The organism is Dactylosporangium fulvum (assembly GCF_025137375.1).
Taxonomy (GTDB): domain Bacteria; phylum Actinomycetota; class Actinomycetes; order Mycobacteriales; family Micromonosporaceae; genus Dactylosporangium; species Dactylosporangium fulvum.
The window spans coordinates 7004989-7023700 of the sequence record NZ_CP073720.1; the positions used below are offsets into that span (position 1 = coordinate 7004989).

Below are 18712 nucleotides of genomic sequence, written 5' to 3' on the forward strand. Positions count from 1 at the left end.
CATTCCTCCTCCACCGCGGCCGGTCGCCCGGCCCGGTCAGTCACCGGCGTCGGTCACCGGCGCTAGTGCCGGCCGAGCGCGCTCGGCAGATCGATATCGGTGTTGCTGAGCAGCTCGCTGAGTTGCCGCGCGGCCTTCATGACCGACTCCGCCACCTCGTTGATGCGATCGCGGGTGAGCCGGTAGGTGGGGCCGCCGATCCAGACCGCGTACGGCGTCGTGTCGCGGACCCGCACCGGTGCGGCCACCGAGGCCGCGCCGATCTCCAGTTCGTCGTAGGCGAAGGCGAAGCCCCGGCTGTAGACCGCGGCCAGCGAGCTCATGAACGAGTCCAGGTCGCCGACCTCCTGCGGGGCGTGGGTGGCGAACTCCTCGGCGAAGTCGGCGCGGACCTGCTCCGGGTCGAGCGCCGCCAGCAGCACCTTGCCGGTGGACGTCGCCCACACCGGCTGGGTCCTGGGCACCGGCTTCAGGGTCTGGCCGATGAGCGAGGGCCCCGGCACCTGGGCCACGACCATCACCTTCGGCGCCAGCAGGACGTCGAAGCCCGCGGTCTCCTTCGTCTCCCCCGCCAGGTCGCGCAGCACGTCCCGCATGTGGCTGTAGGCGCCGCCCCCGTCGAGCAGGCCGCCCACGATGGACAGCAGCCCGAGCGACACCCGGTACCGCCGCGTCACCGGGTCGAGCGTCAGCCAGCTCTCGCGCTCGAGCACGGTCAGCACCCGGTAGCAGGTCGCCTTCGGAATGCCCGCCTCGCGGGCGACCTCGCTCAGGCCGACGCCCTCCGGGTGGGCCGCCACGGCCCGCAGCAGCCAGATGGTGCGCCGGACCAGCCCTGCCTCACCAGACGCCATCGACTTCCTCCGTATTCTGCTTGCCGTCGTCAGCGGTGACGGTTCGCTGACATCCTGGCAGGCTCGCCGCGAAACCGGGTGCCGGACGAGCCCGAAAGCCGTCCGGCACGCCGATCGCCTACTTCCCGCCCTCGGTGATGGTCACCGATTCCGGCTTGTAGGAACTCCCGAGCACGTCCATACCCGCGTCCTTGAGTTCCTTCTGCGCGCGTTCGGACAGGTCCGTGCGGAAGGCGGCGCTGTCCGGCTTCTTCTTGAGGACCCCGGCGTTGACAGCGATCTCGATCGTCTGGTCCCAGGCCGCCTGGTCCATCAGGCCGACGCCCTTCGGCGAGGGCCAGACCAGCCTGTTGACCTCGTTGAGCATCCAGGTCTGGTGCCCCTTGCCCAGCGCGCTGCCGTGTGCCAGCACGATGTCGACGCAGCTGTTGAGCTCGTCGCGGCAGTGTGCCCAGCCGCGGTACGACGCCTTGAGGAACTTCACGGCGGTATCCTGGTTCGCCTGGTTGCTCAGCCAGTCGCCACGGCTGTAGATGCCGTCCTCGAGACTGGTGTACCCGGTTTCCTGCAGGCTGATCGCGGTGAAGTCGGACGGCTGGTACAGCTGCCCGGTCTTCGGGTTCTTGGTCTCCAGCAGCTGGGCGTACTCGTTGTAGCTCTTCGCCTGCGCGGCTTCGACCTCGCGCTTGAGCAGCAGGGACATGTCGAACGGCTGCTGGATGATCTGCACGTCCTTGGCCGGGTCGACACCGGCGCCGCGCATCGCCGCGAACAGCACGAGCTCGTTGCCGTAGCCCCAGCTGCCGACCTTCCTGCCCTTGAGGTCGGCCAGCGTCTTGATGCCGGAGTCGGCCCAGGCGACCTGCAGGTAGGCGCCCCGCTGGAAGACCTGACCGATGTTGACCAGGTCGGCACCCTGCTCCCTGGTCACCATGGTCTTGGTGACGTGGCTGACGGCGAACTCGGCGTTGCCGGCGGAGAGGATCTGCTGGGGGACGATGTTCACGCCCCCTTCCTGGATGGTGACGTCCAGGCACTCCGCGTCGTAGTAGCCCTTGTCCTTCGCCGCGTAGTAGCCGGCGAACTGGGCCTGGGCGACCCATTGGAGCACGACCCGGACCTTGGTCTTCGACTTGCAGTCCTTGCCGGCGTCGGACGCGGCCTGCGTCGACGTGTCGGACATGCCGCCACAGCCGGACGCGAGCAGTGCGGTGGCCGTGAGAGCGCTCAGCACGGAGGCGACGCGGCCCGGCCGGGCGGATAACCGTCTACGAAGGAACATGCTGACTCCATAGGTTCTTGAGGGCACGACTGCGGGCCATGGCCTACGGGTTCTCGTCGTGCAACGAGGCGTGCCAGGGCATGAGGAGCCGTTCCAGGAGGGACACGACACCGAACATGGCCAGGCCGAGGGCGCTCGCCACGGCGATCCCGGCCCAGGCGTACTCGAAACGGGGCAATGCCGCCTGATAGGCGATGTAGACGCCGAGCGCGTTGCTCGGCCCGCCGAAGTACTCGGTCACGATCACACCGATCACGGCGAGCGTGGAGCCGAGCTTCAGCGCGTTGAACAGAAAGGGCAGCGCGTTGGGCAGCCGCAACATCAACGCCACGTGTCGTGGCTTGGCCGCCAGCGACTGCATGACCTCCAGGTGCAAGGGTGAGACCTGAAGCAGACCCCGGGTCGTGTTGACCAGGACGGGGAAGAAGACCATCACGGCGGCGACGCCGGCCTTGGAGACCAGGCTCGTCACACCGAACCAGTTGTTGAAGATCGGCGCCAGGGCCACGATCGGGGCGCAGTTGACGATGACGGCAACGGTGAGCACAGGGCTGGACATGCTCGGGAACCGGCTCAGCACCAGGGCCACCACGACGCCCCACACCACGCCCATGAGCAGGCCGAGCAGCACCGCCTGGACGGTGATCCGCGACGCCGACATGATCGTGGTGAACTGGCTGACAAAAGCGGCCAGGATCTCGCTCGGCGCCGGGACGATGAACGACGGCACGTCGAACACGGTCACGGCGAGCTGCCACACGCCGAGGATCACCACGGCGGTGACGGCGACCGGGAGGTACCGGCCGATGAGGTTCCGCAGCCTGATCCCGGCCCCGGACGGCTGGAGCTGCGCGGCCTGGGTGACGCTCATCAGGCGGCCTGCTCTGCGGGTGCGCCGTGCAGCGCCGTGCGGACCTCGGTCACCTTGGCGAAGAACTCCTCGGTGGTACGGGTCGCCGCGGTCCGCGGGTACGGGAGGTCCACGTCGATGCTGGCCGCGATCCGGCCCGGGCGGGCGGTCATGACGACGATCCGCGACGACAGGAAGACCGCCTCGGAGATGCTGTGCGTGACGAACACGACGGTGGTCCGCGTGTCCGCCCAGATCCGCAGCAGCTCGCCCTGCAGCCGCTCCCGGTTCATCTCGTCCAGTGCGCCCAGCGGCTCGTCCATGAACAGGATCTCGGGATCGGCGGACAGGGCGCGGGCGATCGCCACCCGCTGCTGCATGCCGCCGGACAGCTGCCACGGGAAGTGCTTGGCGAACTCGGAGAGCCGGACGAGCTCCAGCATCTCGTGGGCCTTGGCCCGCCGCGTCTGCTTGTCGGCGCCGGCGACCTGCAGCGGCAGCTCCACGTTCCGCTGCACGCTGCGCCAGTCGAACAGGCCGGCCTGCTGGAAGACCATCCCGTAGTCGCGGTCGGTCCGGGCCGCGCGGGGCGTCTTGCCGTTGAGCGACACCGAGCCGCTGGACGGCTCGGTCAGGTCGGCCAGGACGCGCAGCAGCGTGCTCTTGCCGCAGCCGCTCGGGCCCAGCAGTGACACGAACTCGCCGCGGGCGATCGACAGGTCGATGTCCTGAAGCGCGGTCACCGAGCGCTTGCCGCTGTTGAACTCCTTGTTGACTCCGCGCACAGAGATGATGGCGGGCTCAGACATCAGCGCCTCCAGGCATTGTTGAAGGGGACGTGCTCACCGCGCGTGGCGGCGCCGGAGCGCGATTCGCTCGATCAGTCCCAGCAGCTGCACGAACACGATGCCGGCCACCGCGGAGACCAGGACGGCCGCGTAGAGCTTCTCCGGCCCGTTCGAGTAGTAATAGGCGAAGGTGAGGATCGACCGCCCGATGCCACGACCGGTTCCCGCGGACAGCTCACCGACGATGGCGCCCACGACGCTCGCCGTGGCGGCCAGCCGGAGACCGGCGAACACGAACGGCAGGGCCGCCGGGATCCGCAGCCACCACAGCACCTGCCGGCGCTTGGCACCGACGCTGTGCATGAGCTCCAGGTGCACCTTCTGCGGTGACTTCAACCCGCGCAGCGTGTTGATCGTGACCGGGAAGAACGCGAGGTAGGCGGCGATACCGGTCACGCCGACCCACGGCGGGGCACCGGCCTTGCCGCCCCAGATCACGATCATCGGCGCGATCGCCACCAGCGGTACCGTCTGCGACGCCACCAGCCAGGGCATCAGGCCCTTGCTGACCGGGACCAGGTGCAGGAACACGACCGCCAGGAGCAGGCCGAGCACGGATCCGGCCACGAGCCCGTAGAGGGCCTCGCGCAGCGTCACGGTGGTCTCGCCGATCAGGTACGCACCCAGCGACATCGGGTCGCCGCGCCGGGCGGGCTCGACCAGCGAGTGCAGGATCGTCGAGAGATGGGGCATCGACAGGTCGTCGGTGGCGACCGGAAGGCCGATCGTCGTGCCCGGCACGACATCACCGACCGCCTGGCCCAGCGCCTTGTACCCCTCCCAGAGGCCGGCCAGCGCCGCGACGACGCCGATGGCGCCGACGGTGTTGATGGCATGTTTTTTCACGTCAGGTCCGCGCAGGGATCGGGCCGGTGTCACCCGTTCCGTGCGCTTGGCGCGACCCGTCTCTACCGGTGTCGGCGGCGGAACGATCTTTGTCGCGGTCATCTACAGGCACTCTCCGAAACCTCTCGGGAGCCGTCGTCCGGCGGTGGAATCCACTGAGTGAACCAGTGGATCGGATCACTGAGTGAACTGGTGGTTCACGATAGGGGGTGACTCAGGCCACGTCAATGGATCGCGGAAGCCGGATAACTCGCGCTCCGGCGGCCCTTCAAATGCGGATGAACTGGGGATTTCCGGTGGTTTCCCGCGTGTTGCGGATCAGCCGTTCGGCCCACCCGGCCTCGGACGAGAGTGCCCGACCAAGCGATCGTTCGTCTCCACCGCCGCGACCGCTCGACCCGGCGCCCGGGGCGAAGGCAGGTCTACCGTCCGCCGCGGACCCGAGAACAGGGCCAGCGCACTGCTCGCGAGAGCGTTTCCGCGATAGCCGCCTGACTCGATCCAGGCAATTCGGGCGCGTTCCGCACCCCAGCGTGTGTCGTCGGTTCGGTCATGGGCGTTCGGCGGGCCCGCGCCGCCGGTCTCGTTGACCTTGATGGACTTCGGCGGCCAGGGACGGAAACGATCAAGGTCAACCGCTCGGGTCGACACATAGCCGGGAATGTCCGACAAATCGGGCGCGGGGTGTTGCGCAGGTCGAACCATGTCACACCAGGCTGTCGCCGGCCGCGCCGAAAACCCGGCGCGGGACGAGGCGGCTCTACGTCGTGCTCAGCCGCGGGTGATGCATCGTGGCGAACGGGCCCGGTCGATCACTGCGGATCGGCCGGGCCCGTCGGTTGGAGCCGGATCAGACGAGGTCGAACCGGTCGAGCTCCGTAACCTTGGTCCAGGCGGCGACGAAGTCGGCCACGAACTTGTCGCGGGCGTCGTGGCTGGCGTAGACCTCTGCGAGGGCCCGCAGCTGGGAGTTGGAGCCGAAGATGAGGTCGACCGCGGTGGCGGTCCACTTCACCTCGTCGGTGGCCAGGTCGCGGATCTCGTACACGTGCTCATCGGACTCCGACGCCTTCCACCGGGTGCCCGGGGAGAGCAGGTTGGTGAAGAAGTCGTTGGTGAGCACGCCGGGCCGGTCGGTGAGCACACCGTGCCGGGTGCCGCCGAAGTTGGCCCCGAGGGAGCGCAGGCCGCCGATGAGGACGGTCAGCTCGGGCGCGGTCAGGTCGAGCATGTAGGCGCGGTCGACGAGCAGTACCTCCGGCTGGGTCTTCTCGCCGGGACGCATGTAGTTGCGGAACCCGTCGGCGCGCGGCTCGAGGACCCGGAAGGACTCGACGTCGGTCTGCTCCTGGGAGGCGTCGGTGCGGCCCGGGCGGAACGGCACGGTCACCTCGACGCCGGCGTCGCGCGCCGCCTTCTCGACCGCGGCCGAGCCGGCCAGCACGATCAGGTCGGCGAGCGAGATCTTCGCGCCGCCGGCCTCGTTGAACTCCCGCTGGATGCCCTCAAGGGCCGCCAGGACCGTCGCGAGCTGCTCGGGCTGGTTGACCTCCCAGCCGCGCTGGGGCTCGAGACGGATCCGGGCGCCGTTGGCGCCACCGCGCTTGTCGGTGGACCGGAAGCTCGCGGCGGAGGCCCAGGCGGTGGAGACCAGCTGGGCGGTCGTGAGGCCGGACTCCAGGACCTTCGCCTTGAGGGCGGCGATGTCGGCGTCGCCCACGAGTTCGTGGTCGACGGCCGGCACCGGGTCCTGCCACAGCTGGGTCTCCGGAACCCACGGCCCGAGGAAGCGGCTGACCGGACCCATGTCGCGGTGCAGCAGCTTGTACCAGGCCTTGGCGAACGCCAGCGCGAACTCGTCGGGGTTCTCCAGGAAACGGCGGGAAATCTTCTCGTACGCCGGGTCGACGCGCAGCGACAGGTCGGTCGTGAGCATCGTCGGCTTGTGCTTCTTCGCCGGGTCGTGAGCGTCCGGGATGATCGCCTCGGCGTCCTTGGCGACCCACTGCTTGGCGCCGCCGGGGCTCGTGGTGAGCTCCCACTCGTAGCCGAAGAGGATCTCGAAGAAGCGGTTGCTCCACTGCGTCGGCTTGTCCGTCCACGTCACCTCGAGACCGCTGGTGATCGTGTCGGCACCCTTGCCGGTGGCGTGGCTGCTCAACCAGCCCAGGCCCTGCGCCTCCAGCGGGGCGGCCTCGGGCTCCGGGCCCACGTGGTTGTCGGCGACGCCGGCACCGTGGGCCTTGCCGAAGGTGTGCCCGCCGGCGATGAGAGCGACGGTCTCCTCGTCGTTCATCGCCATCCGGCCGAAGGTCTCGCGGATGAAATGCGCCGCCGCGGCCGGGTCCGCGTTGCCGCGGGGACCTTCCGGGTTGACGTAGATGAGACCCATCTCGGTCGCGCCGACGCCCTCCGCCATCTCCTTCTCGGAGACGTAGCGCTCGTCGCCGAGCCAGGTGTCCTCCGGACCCCAGAAGATCTCCTCGGGCTCCCAGACGTCCTCGCGGCCGAAGCCGAAGCCGAAGGTCTTGAAGCCCATCGACTCCAGGGCGACGTTGCCGGCGAGGACGAGCAGGTCGGCCCACGAGATCTTCTGGCCGTACTTCTGCTTGACCGGCCACAGCAGGCGGCGGGCCTTGTCGAGGTTGGCGTTGTCGGGCCAGCTGTTGAGCGGGGCGAACCGCTGTCCGCCGTCGCCCGCGCCGCCACGACCGTCGTGGATGCGGTAGGTGCCTGCGGCGTGCCAGCTCAGCCGGATCATCAGGCCGCCGTAGTGGCCGAAGTCGGCCGGCCACCAGTCCTGCGAGGTGGTGAGCGCCTCGACGATGTCCTGCTTGAGGGCCTCGACGTCGAGCTTCCCGAACTCCTCGGCGTAGCTGAAGTCCGGCGCCAGCGGGTTGCCCTTGGACGAGTGGGCGTGCAACACCGAGAGGTCGAGCTGGTTGGGCCACCAGTCCCGGTTGGTGCGCGGACGACCACCGATCTTCGAGGTCGGCGAGTCGATCGCCGGGTTCTCGCTCTCGCTGCCGTGCGCGGTCACGGAGTCGTGCGCGACCGGGCACGCCATTTTGTCCACGCCCTGCGCGCTGGTGGGGGCCTGGTCCTGGGTGTCGCTCATCTGCTTCCTTTGCTTCCTTCCGAACTGGTGATCAGTGCAAGGTGCGTCTGGTTGCACAGTCGGGGCAGGTGCCCCAATAGACGACTTCCGCCTCGTCGACCACGAAGTCGTGGTCGTCCGAGGCGGTGAGACAAGGGGCGTGACCGACGGCGCAGTCGACGTCGGCGATCACGCCGCAGGAACGGCACACGACATGGTGGTGGTTGTCCCCCACCCGAGACTCGTAGCGGGCGGTCGAACCGGCGGGCTCGATGCGCCGCACCAAACCGGCGTCGGTGAGCGCCCGCAGCACATCGTAGACCGCCTGGTGGGAGACCGTTGGATGATCGGCCCGCACCAACGCGATCACCGTGTCGGTGTCGACGTGCGGGTGGTCGCGCAGCGCGGCAAGCACCGCCAACCGGGGCCGTGTCACGCGCAACGAGGCCGCCCGCAGCTGCGCCTCGAAGTCGAACGTCACGCGACCAACATAGGCCATCTTTCTGGAATAGTTCAAGTTTTGGGCTCGGCGTGTTCCACTCGGGCACAGCAGCGTCGAGCCGTGAGGCGGGTGCCGGCGGCGAGCCGACAGCCGCCTTTGCGGGCCTCACCCTTCAGACCCCCGACGCCGGCCTACGGTGGTTCGGCGAGCGGATCATCTGGGTAGGTTCGCTCTCATGAGTGACGACACCTTCCGCTCGGTGGACATCGAGCGCACCAGCGTCGGACAGTACGTCGTAAGCAACGTTCGCGGCGGCTCGATCTCGATCGGCACGGGCGACGACGACAGCTTCACCCCGGTGGAGCTACTCCTGGCCGCCCTTGGTGGCTGCGCCGCCGTCGACGTCGACCTCATCACGAGCCGGCGCGCCGAGCCGAGCGAATTCCTCGTGAAGGTAACCGGCGACAAGGTCCGCGACGAGGCGGGAGGCAACCGGATGAAGCACCTGAGTGTCCAGTTCACCGTGACGTTCCCGGACGGCGAGGCGGGCGACGCGGCCCGCGACACCCTGCCCCGCTCGCTCAAGATGTCACACGACCGGCTCTGCACCGTTTCACGGACCGTCGAGATCGGCACCCCCGTGTCAATCACGATCGCGCCCAGCATGAATAGCACCTGACAGCCGTCCGGACCGACTCCGAGATCCACACCGCCGGTGTGGACAGGAGCGCAGATGTCCATGGCCGACGTGACCTCGAACAGCTGCGGCACGCCGTTCTGCTCCTGGAACACGTCCGTCAGCCGGGTGCAGCACTGGGCCCACCGCGCCGGTTGCGATCCCGGTTCGCCGCGATACCGGTGCGGTTGCGGCGGCCCGGACCGCTTCAGGCGCGCGGCGCGCCGCCGATGCGTGCCATGTGAACCTTCAACCGCCCGAGACCGCGCTGCTGCCCCAGCAGGGCCGCGCCGCGGAACAGGCGCTGCTGGCGCCGCTGTCCGCGCAACAGGCCGTGACCACTCGGATCGCCGAGGCCCGCCGCCGCGCGTCCGCGCAGCGCGGCACGCCGCGCCTGCTGCCCGGGGCGACCTGGAACGGCAGCGGGACCACGTTCCGGCTGTGGTCGTCGGCCGCCACGCGGGTCGACGTCACCGTGGTCACCCCGTGCGGTGCGGTGGACACGCCGATGCAGCGGGCCGGGGCCGGCTGGTGGCACGCCGAGCTGACCGGCGCACCGCCCGGCACCCGGTACGGTTTCCGGGTCGCCGGGCCGGCCGGACCGGGCCACCGGTTCGACCCCTCCGTGGTGCTGCTGGACCCGTACGCCCACGGCGTCGAGGCGGACACCAGCGGCAGGCCTGTCGGCGTCGTGACGGATCCGCGCGGCATCGGCCCCCGCCCGCCACGCCCGGGTCACAGCTGGTCCGACACGGTCGTCTACGAGGCCCACGTCCTGGGCCTGTCCGTCCTGCATCCCGACGTGCCGGCGGAGCTTCGCGGCACCTACCTCGGCGCGTGCCACCCGGCCGTCCTGGCCCACCTGCACCGCCTCGGCGTGACGGCGATCGAGCTGCTGCCCGTCGCGGCGTTCGTCGACGAGCCGCGCCTGCGCGCGGCCGGCCGGTTCAACTACTGGGGCTACAACCCGGTCGCCTTCGCCGCGCCGCACGTGCCGTACAGCGCCGGCCGGACCGCGCAGGCAGCGTTGTGTGAGTTCCGCACCATGGTGGACACGTTCCACGAGGCGGGCATCGAGGTCATCCTCGACGTCGTACACAACCACACCGGCGAGGGCGAGGCCGACCTGCCGCCGCTGTCCCTGCGCGGCGTGGACAACGCCGCCTACTACCGGCTCTCCGACGCCGATCCCGACCGCTACGACGACGTCACCGGGTGCGGCAACACGCTGGACGTGCGCCGCCCGGCCGCGGTGGAGCTGATTCGGTGGTCGCTGCGCTGGTGGACGGAGGTCTGCGGGGTTGACGGGTTCCGCTTCGACCTGGCCACCACCCTCGGCCGGACCGGCCCGCACGGCGCATACGACCCGGACGCGCCGCTGCTGCGGGAACTGCTCACCGACCCGGTGCTCGCGGGCGTCAAGCTGATCGCGGAGCCGTGGGACTGCGCCGGGTACGCGCTGGGCGCCTTCCCGACCGGCTGGGCCGAGTGGAACGACCGGTACCGCGGCGATGTGCGCGACTACTGGCGCGGCCGGACCGGCCGTGGCGCGCTCGCGACCCGGCTCGCCGGATCGTCGGACGTGTTCGGTGAACGCGGCGCGATCGCGTCGCTGAACTTCGTGACCGCGCACGACGGGTTCACACTGGCCGACCTCGTGTCGTACAACACCAAGCACAACACCGGCAACGGCGAGGGCAACCGTGACGGCACCGACGACAACCGGTCGTGGAACTGCGGCGTGGAGGGACCGTCCGACCAGGCCGACGTTCTGCGGCTGCGCGACCGGCAGGCCCGCAACCTCATCGGTACGCTGCTGGTGTCGCGCGGCGTGCCGATGCTGGTCGCCGGCGACGAGGGCGGGCGTTCACAGCGGGGCAACAACAACGCCTACAGCGCCACGAGCCCTGACCAGTGGGCCGTGCGCTGGACCGAGCTGGACCAGCGGCTGGTCGACTTCTGCGCCGCGGCGTCGGACCTGCGGCGCCGCCTGCCGCAGCTGCGCGCGCCCGGACACCCGCACGCCGAGGACGTCACCTGGGCCGCGCCCGACGGCGGCCCGGTCCACGACTGGCAGGCGAACGCGCCGCTGGCCATGATCCTGCACGGGCCGAACCGGGACGTGGCCGTGCTGACGAACCCGCGGCCGCACCCGGTCGAGTTCGTCCTCCCCGGCCGGTGGAGCGTGGTGCTGTCCTCGGCACACGACGACCCCGGCGCCGCCGCTGCGGCCGGGTTGACCCTCGACGCCCACACCATCACGGTCGCGCTGCACGAGCATGCCGGTTGACACGTACACGTCGCCCGCATCGTGGGCTACGCGGGATGGACGACGTCTTCCTCCGCCTGACGCAGCGGCATCCCGGCCTGTACGGCCGGCTGGCCGCGCCGGACCGGATGCGGCGGCGGCCCTCGTCTCGAGGACCACCGCCGTGGTCGGGAACGGCCTGTTACCGTGCCGCGTCCTCCACCGCGGGCTGACCGTCGGCGAGGAGCTTCAACGCGTATCCGACCAGTGCGAGCAGCACCCCGAGGCCCATCGCCATCGCCGCGACACCGAAGGAGACCACGGAGGTGAACAGCGACGCACGCAGGAACGAGCCGTTCATCACGGTGGCTCGTGTGGGGTCGGTCTTGTCCAGCTCGGCGTAGGTCTTGCCGCCGCTGGCCTTCAGCGCGTGCTTCTCGATCACCTGCGCCTCCGCGTAGGCGGTGAGCGGACCGTCGATCCTCTCCCCCGCGAACCAGTCCGCGTCCTCCGACACCGTGATCCGCTCGTCGGCCAACTGGCTCTGCACGGTGTACCAGGTGACGGCTCCCGCGGCGAGCATCACCAGGCCCGCCGCCATCACGATCACCGCCAGCAACTTGGTGACACGCGCCCGGTTCACCTGCCCCGCCGGACGCTGCAGCGTCGCTGCCATGTCGTACCTCCATTCCGTCGCATGTCCCGATGGTCTTCACCGGTCCCGGCTGCCGCGCGCCACACGTCCGTCCCACCCGCACGAGCGGTCCCTCGGTCCGCGGCGGCGGCGGGCGAGATCACCCGGCAGTGGTGGTTTACCCACGCGCGGTCCGGTCATGCGACTTCAAGATCGTTGCTGATCCGTGTTACGGAAGGGGCCGCTGGTCGGCGGCCAGGTCACCGACGTTGGACGGATGGTCTTCCTGCCGTACATTCGCCGCGGCGTGCAGATCGGGGCCGTCTTCCGTTGATGTCCGGGGCAGCCGGGTTGCGGCGACGACGCCGACAACCGCTACAAAGGCCATGACCGCGAACACGACGCCGAAGGCCAGGGTCGGAGACGATCCCAGGCCGGCCAGGACCGCACCTGTTGTCGCAACGCCCGTCACGGCTGTCACTTGCCGGACGGTGCTGAACATTCCCGAGGCTGCGCCGGCCGCCGCTGAGTCCACGGATGCCATTGCGGCAGCCGACAGAGGCGACCAGGCCACGGCGTTCGCGATACCTAGCACCGCAGCCCCGAGCGCCACCCACCATGGATCGATTTCCAGGACGACCACAAGTCCGATGAGCAACAGACTTGCCGCAAGCAGTGCCATCCCCAGGATCGCCGGACGGCGTGGTCCCACGCGGTCGACCCATCGGCCGGCCGCTGGGGACAACACGGCTGCTACAACAGCGTCCGGGGTCATCACCAAGGCCGCCTCCATCGGTCCGAGGCCCCTTGTCTCCTGCAGATACAGCATCGTTGGCAGCGCCATCGCGATGACCGCCGTGCCCAGAGCCGCCACCGCAACGCTTGCCGCGCGGAATCCGGCCGAGCGGTAGAGTCCCAGTGGAGCCAGCGCCGCCGGCCCCATCCGCCGTTCGTGGAACGCGAAGACGGCCAACAGCACTGCGCCGACGGCGACAGCGGCGATGATCGCGGGTGCCGAGAGGTCGCGCCAGGCGAGGAGTGCCCAGATGAGAACACCGAGTCCAGCTGTGCTTGTGACCGCCCCCAGCGGGTCAAGCCGCGTGGTCTGACCTCGGCTGCCGGGAATCCACCGCAGCCCCATGAGCAGTGCGATGCCGCACAGTGGAACATTGACCCAGAAGATCCACCGCCAATCAAGGACCGCTGTCAACAGGCCCCCGAGGACCGGGCCGAGGAGTGTGCCGGCTGCCGCGACAGATCCCCATATGCCTAGAGCACGCCCGCGCTCATCGGCGACAAAAAGGCGGCGAATCAGCGTGAGGGGCTGGGGAGCCATCGCGGCCGCCGCCAGCCCTTGCGCAACCCTGAACAGCACGAGCCAGCCGATCGACGGGGCCAGCCCGCACAGCGCCGAGGCCACTGCAAAGCCACCCATCCCGGCCAGGAAGACGCGCTTGGGGTCATACCGATCGCCGAGTCTCCCGGCGACGAGCAACGGGACCGAGAAGGCCAGCAGATACCCGGCCGTCACCCAGAACAGCCCGGAGACGTCCGGCTCGAGATCGTGCTGGATGCTCGGGCTCGCGACCGCCACGATCGTCATGTCGAGCAAGATGACGAAGAACCCCGCGAGCAGTGCCGCAAGTCCCGCCCACCTGTTCGCCAACTGGTCCACCGTTTCTACGCAGGGTTTCCTCGGGCATCCACCATGCAGCGGCGACTATTCGCCTCCACCCTCCCACCCTCACCCGCGGCTAGGCTAGGTGTAACTCGAGCTTCGAGCCGCTTGCCGCCGACCGGCGTGCGCCGCGGCCATCGACCTGATGTTGACCGATCCGGGGAGAACCGCTCCAACTGGTGTTCACCACCGCCGGCACGTGGCCTTGGCCACGTCAACCCCGACAACCGCGCCGATCTTGGAGTTGTGGTCCTTGACAAACCCGGACAAATTCGGAGGTTCATGGCGCCACAACTCCAAGATCGGCGCGCAGTTGGGCCGCCAACGCTGTCCCAGCGAATTACGCAACAGGCTCCCAGGGGTGCACCAAGTCTCCGTGATCATGAAACCGCGGCTCCTCCTGATCGCGAACGCATCGCGATCACGAGCCGCAACCGGTCGGGACCCGCGTGGCAACGCTGAGCCTCCGCGATCACGGGGGACGCGGGCGTCGCTCGGATAGTCAGCCTTGTCGGCTGAGGGTCGGGGGAAGGGACGAACGGCCGGGGTCCGGCCGGGTGCCGTCCGCGCGAGGGCGGGCCCTGCGGCCCTTCCCGTCCCGACCGTACCCTGGACAATCGAGACCATGAGACGGATGACAGCCCTGGTCCTTGCGGCACTCGCGACGATGTTCGCCGCCGGATGCTCGTCGGCCGACGACAACGGCGGTCCGGCCGCCGGCCCGGCGGACGGCTCGTTCCTGGCCGCCTACGGCCTGTCCGGCCTGGATGCCCGCGGGGCCATCGACCGCCTCGAACGCACCCCGGTCGCCGACCGCTCGAAGGTGCTGAAGGCGTCGGTCCGCCCCGACCAGCTTCAGCTCACCGACACCCGCACCGGCGCGACGACGGCCCTCGAGATCCCGGCCGGGCTGTTCTACCTCTCCGTCGCGCCGTACGTCGACCAGACGCACGAGTGCTTCTTCCACAGCCTGACCACCTGCCGCGGCGAGCTGACCGGCCAGGACCTGCAGGTGCGGATCACCGACACCGCGACGGGCAAGGTGCTGGTCGACGGCGCCGCGAAGACGTACGAGAACGGCTTCACCGGCTTCTGGCTGCCGAGCGGCATCACGGCCAAGCTGCAGGTCACCCATGACGGCCGTACGGCCACCGCCGACATCGCCACCACCGCGGATGCCCCGACCTGCCTGACGACGCTCCGCCTGACCTGACGCCCTCGCCGCCGCGGATCAGGTCTCACCCGCCCGATGCCGCCTCGGACTCGCCGATGCCGGCGACGAATGGGCACAGCACGGGGGGCTGCGCTTGTGACCGGTCATCTGGCGGCGGCCAGGGCCATGGCCAGCGCGCCGATGAGCGGGGCGTCGTCGACGAAGCTGGCAGTTGTCAGGTGCGGCGGGAAGGGCACCGAGCGGGTGAGCGCGGCTGCCACCCGCGGGAGGATGAAGGGGGCAGCGCCCATCAGGCCGCCGCCGATGACAACACGTTGCGGGTCGAGGATGACGCAGAGATTGGCGATGGTCCGCGACAGCGTGTCCACCGCCTCGTCGAGCAGCTCACCGACGCCCGGTTCGGTGCGCAGGTCGAACAGTTCGGCGGCGGTCACCTCCCGGCCCAGCAGGGCTGAGCCGCGGCGGGCCAGCGCGCTGCCGGAGACCGTCTCTTCCAGCGGGGCGTGGCCGTCGGCGAAGGTGGGCGCGGCGGCGGAGTCGCGCAGGTAGCCGATCTCGCCCGCCGCGCCGTGGGCGCCGGGCAGGACCCGGCCGCCGGCCACGAGGGCGGCGGCGAGACCGGTGCCCAGGTTGATGTAGAGGCCGACGTCGACGCCGCGGAGGGCTCCCCAGCGCAGTTCGGCGGCGGCGCCGGCGTTGACGTCGTTGTCGATCGCGACGGGGGTGTCGCCGAATTCGGCGCGCAGGAGCCCGGGCAGGGCCAGGCCGTCCCATCCGGGCACGTTCGGAGCCAACCGGACCACGTCGTCGCGGACCACGCCGAAGGTCGAGACGCCCACCGCTGCCGGGGTGCCGAGCAGTTGCCGCGCGGCGGTGAGGGTGCGCCGCACGACCTGGAGCGCTCCCCCGGCACCGTTGGTGCGCAACCGCATCGTGGTGTGCGGGCGGCCGTCGAGCGCGTCGACGGCCGCCGTTCCCAGCGCGACCTTGGTGCCGCCGAAGTCGATCGCCAGTACGTGTCGTGTCACCTCGGCTGGCCTCGTCGTGCGAGCGAGTCGATCGCCACGGCGACGGCGAGCACCGCGGCGGTCACCATGTACCGCACCGAGGAGTCGACGTTGAGCAGCAGCATGCCGTTGGTGATCGACTGGATCACCAGGATGCCCAGCAGTGCGGCGTAGGCCCGGCCCCGGCCGCCGAACAACGACGTGCCGCCGATGACCGCTGCGGCGATCGCCATGAGCAGGGTGTCGCTGCCGCCGGAGCTCTGGTTGACCGCGGCGAGCCGGCTGGCGGCGAGCATCCCGCCGAACGCGGCCAGGGTGGACGCGGCGGTGAAGGCAAGGATCCGGATCCGGGTGACGTTGATACCGGCCCGTCGCGCCGCTTCGGCGTTGCCGCCGACCGCGTACATGTGCCGGCCGAAGACGGTGTGCCGAAGTACCAGGTCGAGGCACACGACGAGGGCGCCGAAGATGACGAGCAGCAGTGGCACCCCGCGGTCGGCCGACAGTACGAGCACCGCCAGGGCGAGGACGACGGCGAGACCGGCCAGTCGCAGTGCCAGCCACAGGCCGGAGGCGACCGGCAGGTCGGCCTCGCGGCGCGATCGCCGGTTGACCAGCGAGCCGGCGCTCCAGCCGGCCACGATGAGCGCGGCCAGCAGCCATCCCGCCCACGGCGGCAGCCAGGTGTCGCTCAGCCGCGCGAGAAGCCCTTCGAACGGCAGGTTGATCGTCCCGCCGCGGCCCAGCAGGTACAGCATCAGGCCCTGCCAGCCGATCAGTCCGGCGAGCGTGACGACGAACGAGGGCATTCGCAGCTTGGTGAGCATCCAGCCGTGCAGCAGGCCGATCAGTGCGGCGCAGCCGAGCGCGGCCGCGATCGCGAGCAGCGGGTTCCAGGCGTGGTGGACGTACAGGATCGTCATGGCCACCGCGCAGAGGCCGCTGACCGAGCCGGCCGACAGGTCGATCTCGCCCAGCAGGAGCACCATGATGATGCCGAGCGAGATGGTGCCGGTGGCCGCCATCTGCAGGGCCAGGTTGGTGAGGTTCTCCGCCGACAGGAAGTGCTCGTTGAGGGACCCGAACACGACCGCGATCAGGATCAGGCCGCCGACGACCGGCCATGCGCCGAGGTCGGTACGTGCCGCTGCGCGCAACGGTTGCAGCGGTTTGACGAGCGTCGCGGTCATACGGCACCGCCGGTGATGGCGGCGACAACGGCCTCCGGGGTGGACTCCGCGGTTCGGAAGTCGCCGGCGTTGCGGCCCAGTCGCAGGACCACGATCCGGTCGCTGACCGCCCGGACGTCGACCAGGTTGTGGGAGATGACGAGCACCGCCAGCCCGCGGTCGCGCAGGCGGCGGATGAGGTCGAGCACCTGCGCCGTCTGTTCGACGCCGAGTGCGGCTGTCGGCTCGTCGAGGATCACGACCCGTGGCTCGCCGATGAGCGCCCGGGCGATGGCGACGGACTGCCGCTGGCCGCCGGAGAGCATCGCCACGGGCACACGGATGTCGCGGATGCGGACGTCCAACGAGGACAGCAGGTCCCGTGCCGAGCGTTCCATCCGGATGTGGTTGAGCACCGTCCACCGGCGGCGTTCGGCGCCGAGGAACAGGTTGCCCACGACGTCGAGGTTCTCGCAGAGCGCGAGGTCCTGGTGGACGGTCGACACGCCGAGTCGCTGAGCGTCGTGCGGGCCGGCGATGCGGACCGGAAGGCCGTCCTGCTCGATCAGGCCGTCGTCGGCGATGACGACGCCGGACAGGACCTTGACGAGGGTCGACTTGCCGGCGCCGTTGTCGCCCACCAGTGCGACCACTTCGCCGGGCGGCAGGTCCAGGCTCACGCCGTCCAGAGCCTGGACCGCACCGTAGCGTTTGCTGATGTTCGAAGCGGCGAGCACTACTGGATTCCCGCCTTGGCGCATGCCGGGACGACCGGACCGGTGCAGATGTCCGACGCCTTGTAGAAGCCGTCCTTGACGATGGTGTCCTTGATCCGGTCGGCGGTGACCGCGATCGGGTCGAGCAGGAACGCGGGGATGTCGGCGGTGCCGTTGGCGACCTTCGTCGGCGCGGCCGGCTTTTCGCCCTTGGCGAGCGCGACGGCCAGTTCCGCGGACTTCTCCGCCTCCTGGCGGATGTCGAGGTAGATGGTCATGTACTGCTCGCCGGTCAGGATCCGTTGCACCGCCGCGAGTTCGGCGTCCTGGCCGGTGATCGGCGGCAGGGCCGGGTAGCCGGCGCGTTTCATCGCCGCGATCGCCCCGCCGGCCATGCCGTCGTTGGCGGACAGCACCCCGACGATGCTGTCCCGGCCGAGCGCGGTGATGGCCTGCTCCATCTCCTGCTGGGCCTTGTCCGGGCTCCAGTCGGGGGTGTCGAACTCGCGGCCGATCTGGACCTTGCCGTCGAGAACCTTGTGCGCGCCGGTCTTGTAGTCGGCCGAGCTGGGGTCGGTCGGGGCTCCGTTGATCATGACGATCTTGCCCTTGTCCACCGTCCCGGCCTTGGTCAGCGCGTCCAGCAGCGCCTGGCCCTGCATCTCACCGACGCGGACGTTGTTGAAGGAGACGTAGTACTCGTAGGAGATCTTGGAGATCAGCCGGTCGTACGCGATGACCGGGACCTTCTTCTGCTTGGCCTGGTTCACCAGCGACGCGACCGCACCGGCGTCGACGGCGTCGAGGACCAGCACGTCGGCGCCCTGCGCCAGCGCGGCCTCCACCTGCTGCTGTTGCTTGGCGGCGTCCTGGTCGGCGTTGGCGTAGAGCAGCTTGCAGTCGGCGCACAGCGCCTTCACCTTGGCCTCGAACAGCGGCCGGTCGAACGCCTCGTAGCGGGTCGTCTTGGACTCCGGCAGGAACAACGCGATCGTCGGCGCGTCATTGCCGGCCTGCTTGTCCCCGGTGCTGCCGCCACACCCGCTGACGACGGTGGCCGCGACGGCCACGACTGCGACGAACCATCTGGCTCTCACGGAGGGGCACCTTTCCTCGCAGGGTTCTCGGGAGCATGTTCTGCCCCGCGACAGCCGGTTGGCAAGGTCCTTAACAAAATTGATAAATGACCTT

Annotated in this window: 16 protein-coding genes; 3 read left to right on the plus strand and 13 right to left on the minus strand. The window is 69.8% G+C overall.

All coding sequences use genetic code 11. The annotated features are described in order from the left end of the window. Positions 1-62: 62 nt before the first annotated feature. The 7 genes from Dfulv_RS32285 to Dfulv_RS32315 form a co-directional block, all read right to left on the minus strand. Positions 63-854, minus strand: a complete 792-nt coding sequence (locus Dfulv_RS32285; RefSeq protein ID WP_259857583.1) for an IclR family transcriptional regulator — start codon at positions 852-854, stop codon at positions 63-65. Between the two features lie 118 nt (positions 855-972). Then, positions 973-2136 (minus strand): ABC transporter substrate-binding protein, encoded by a 1164-nt coding sequence (locus Dfulv_RS32290; RefSeq protein ID WP_259857584.1) that lies wholly within the window; start codon positions 2134-2136, stop codon positions 973-975. Positions 2137-2179: 43 nt separating this feature from the next. Next, a complete protein-coding gene (locus Dfulv_RS32295; RefSeq protein ID WP_259857585.1) occupies positions 2180-3007 on the minus strand; it encodes an ABC transporter permease in 828 nt (275 codons plus the stop codon). Further along, the gene (locus Dfulv_RS32300; RefSeq protein ID WP_259857586.1) at positions 3007-3795 is read right to left on the minus strand and encodes an ABC transporter ATP-binding protein; all 789 of its coding nucleotides are present in this window, start codon (positions 3793-3795) and stop codon (positions 3007-3009) included. Before Dfulv_RS32300 ends, Dfulv_RS32295 begins: the two co-directional genes overlap by 1 nt. A 33-nt stretch (positions 3796-3828) precedes the next feature. Next, complete coding sequence (locus Dfulv_RS32305) at positions 3829-4680, minus strand: ABC transporter permease (RefSeq protein WP_259857587.1); 852 nt, start codon at positions 4678-4680, stop codon at positions 3829-3831. A gap of 850 nt (positions 4681-5530) precedes the next feature. Further along, entirely contained in the window at positions 5531-7798 is a 2268-nt protein-coding gene (gene katG, locus Dfulv_RS32310) for a catalase/peroxidase HPI (RefSeq protein WP_259857588.1), read from the minus strand. A 31-nt stretch (positions 7799-7829) separates the two neighbouring features. Beyond that, positions 7830-8258 carry a Fur family transcriptional regulator gene (locus tag Dfulv_RS32315; RefSeq protein ID WP_259857589.1) on the minus strand — a complete coding sequence of 143 codons (429 nt, stop codon included), beginning with the start codon at positions 8256-8258 and terminating at the stop codon, positions 7830-7832. Positions 8259-8454: 196 nt separating this feature from the next. Between Dfulv_RS32315 and Dfulv_RS32320 the strand changes: the two genes are divergently transcribed. Both Dfulv_RS32320 and Dfulv_RS32325 read left to right on the plus strand, forming a co-directional pair. Further along, complete coding sequence (locus tag Dfulv_RS32320) at positions 8455-8898, plus strand: OsmC family protein (RefSeq protein WP_259857590.1); 444 nt, start codon at positions 8455-8457, stop codon at positions 8896-8898. Between the two features lie 238 nt (positions 8899-9136). Then, entirely contained in the window at positions 9137-11185 is a 2049-nt protein-coding gene (locus tag Dfulv_RS32325) for a glycogen debranching protein (protein ID WP_259857591.1), read from the plus strand. A gap of 160 nt (positions 11186-11345) precedes the next feature. Here Dfulv_RS32325 and Dfulv_RS32330 read toward each other — a convergent pair whose 3' ends face one another. Both Dfulv_RS32330 and Dfulv_RS32335 read right to left on the minus strand, forming a co-directional pair. Continuing rightward, the gene (locus tag Dfulv_RS32330; RefSeq protein WP_259857592.1) at positions 11346-11819 is read right to left on the minus strand and encodes an aromatic ring-opening dioxygenase LigA; all 474 of its coding nucleotides are present in this window, start codon (positions 11817-11819) and stop codon (positions 11346-11348) included. A 187-nt stretch (positions 11820-12006) separates the two neighbouring features. Further along, positions 12007-13452 (minus strand): MFS transporter, encoded by a 1446-nt coding sequence (locus Dfulv_RS32335; protein WP_259857593.1) that lies wholly within the window; start codon positions 13450-13452, stop codon positions 12007-12009. A gap of 628 nt (positions 13453-14080) precedes the next feature. Between Dfulv_RS32335 and Dfulv_RS32340 the strand changes: the two genes are divergently transcribed. Continuing rightward, positions 14081-14668, plus strand: coding sequence for a CueP family metal-binding protein (locus Dfulv_RS32340; RefSeq protein WP_259857594.1), 588 nt, complete (start codon positions 14081-14083; stop codon positions 14666-14668). Positions 14669-14772: 104 nt separating this feature from the next. Here Dfulv_RS32340 and Dfulv_RS32345 read toward each other — a convergent pair whose 3' ends face one another. From Dfulv_RS32345 to Dfulv_RS32360, 4 genes are read right to left on the minus strand one after another with little or no spacing between them, the layout of a single operon-like run. Then, positions 14773-15657, minus strand: coding sequence for an ROK family protein (locus Dfulv_RS32345; protein ID WP_259857595.1), 885 nt, complete (start codon positions 15655-15657; stop codon positions 14773-14775). Further along, the gene (locus Dfulv_RS32350; RefSeq protein WP_259857596.1) at positions 15654-16826 is read right to left on the minus strand and encodes a sugar ABC transporter permease; all 1173 of its coding nucleotides are present in this window, start codon (positions 16824-16826) and stop codon (positions 15654-15656) included. Before Dfulv_RS32350 ends, Dfulv_RS32345 begins: the two co-directional genes overlap by 4 nt. Then, entirely contained in the window at positions 16823-17542 is a 720-nt protein-coding gene (locus Dfulv_RS32355) for an ATP-binding cassette domain-containing protein (RefSeq protein WP_259857597.1), read from the minus strand. The genes Dfulv_RS32350 and Dfulv_RS32355 overlap by 4 nt, the downstream gene beginning before the upstream one ends. Then, positions 17542-18618, minus strand: coding sequence for a sugar ABC transporter substrate-binding protein (locus Dfulv_RS32360; protein WP_259857598.1), 1077 nt, complete (start codon positions 18616-18618; stop codon positions 17542-17544). Before Dfulv_RS32360 ends, Dfulv_RS32355 begins: the two co-directional genes overlap by 1 nt. Positions 18619-18712: the final 94 nt, after the last annotated feature.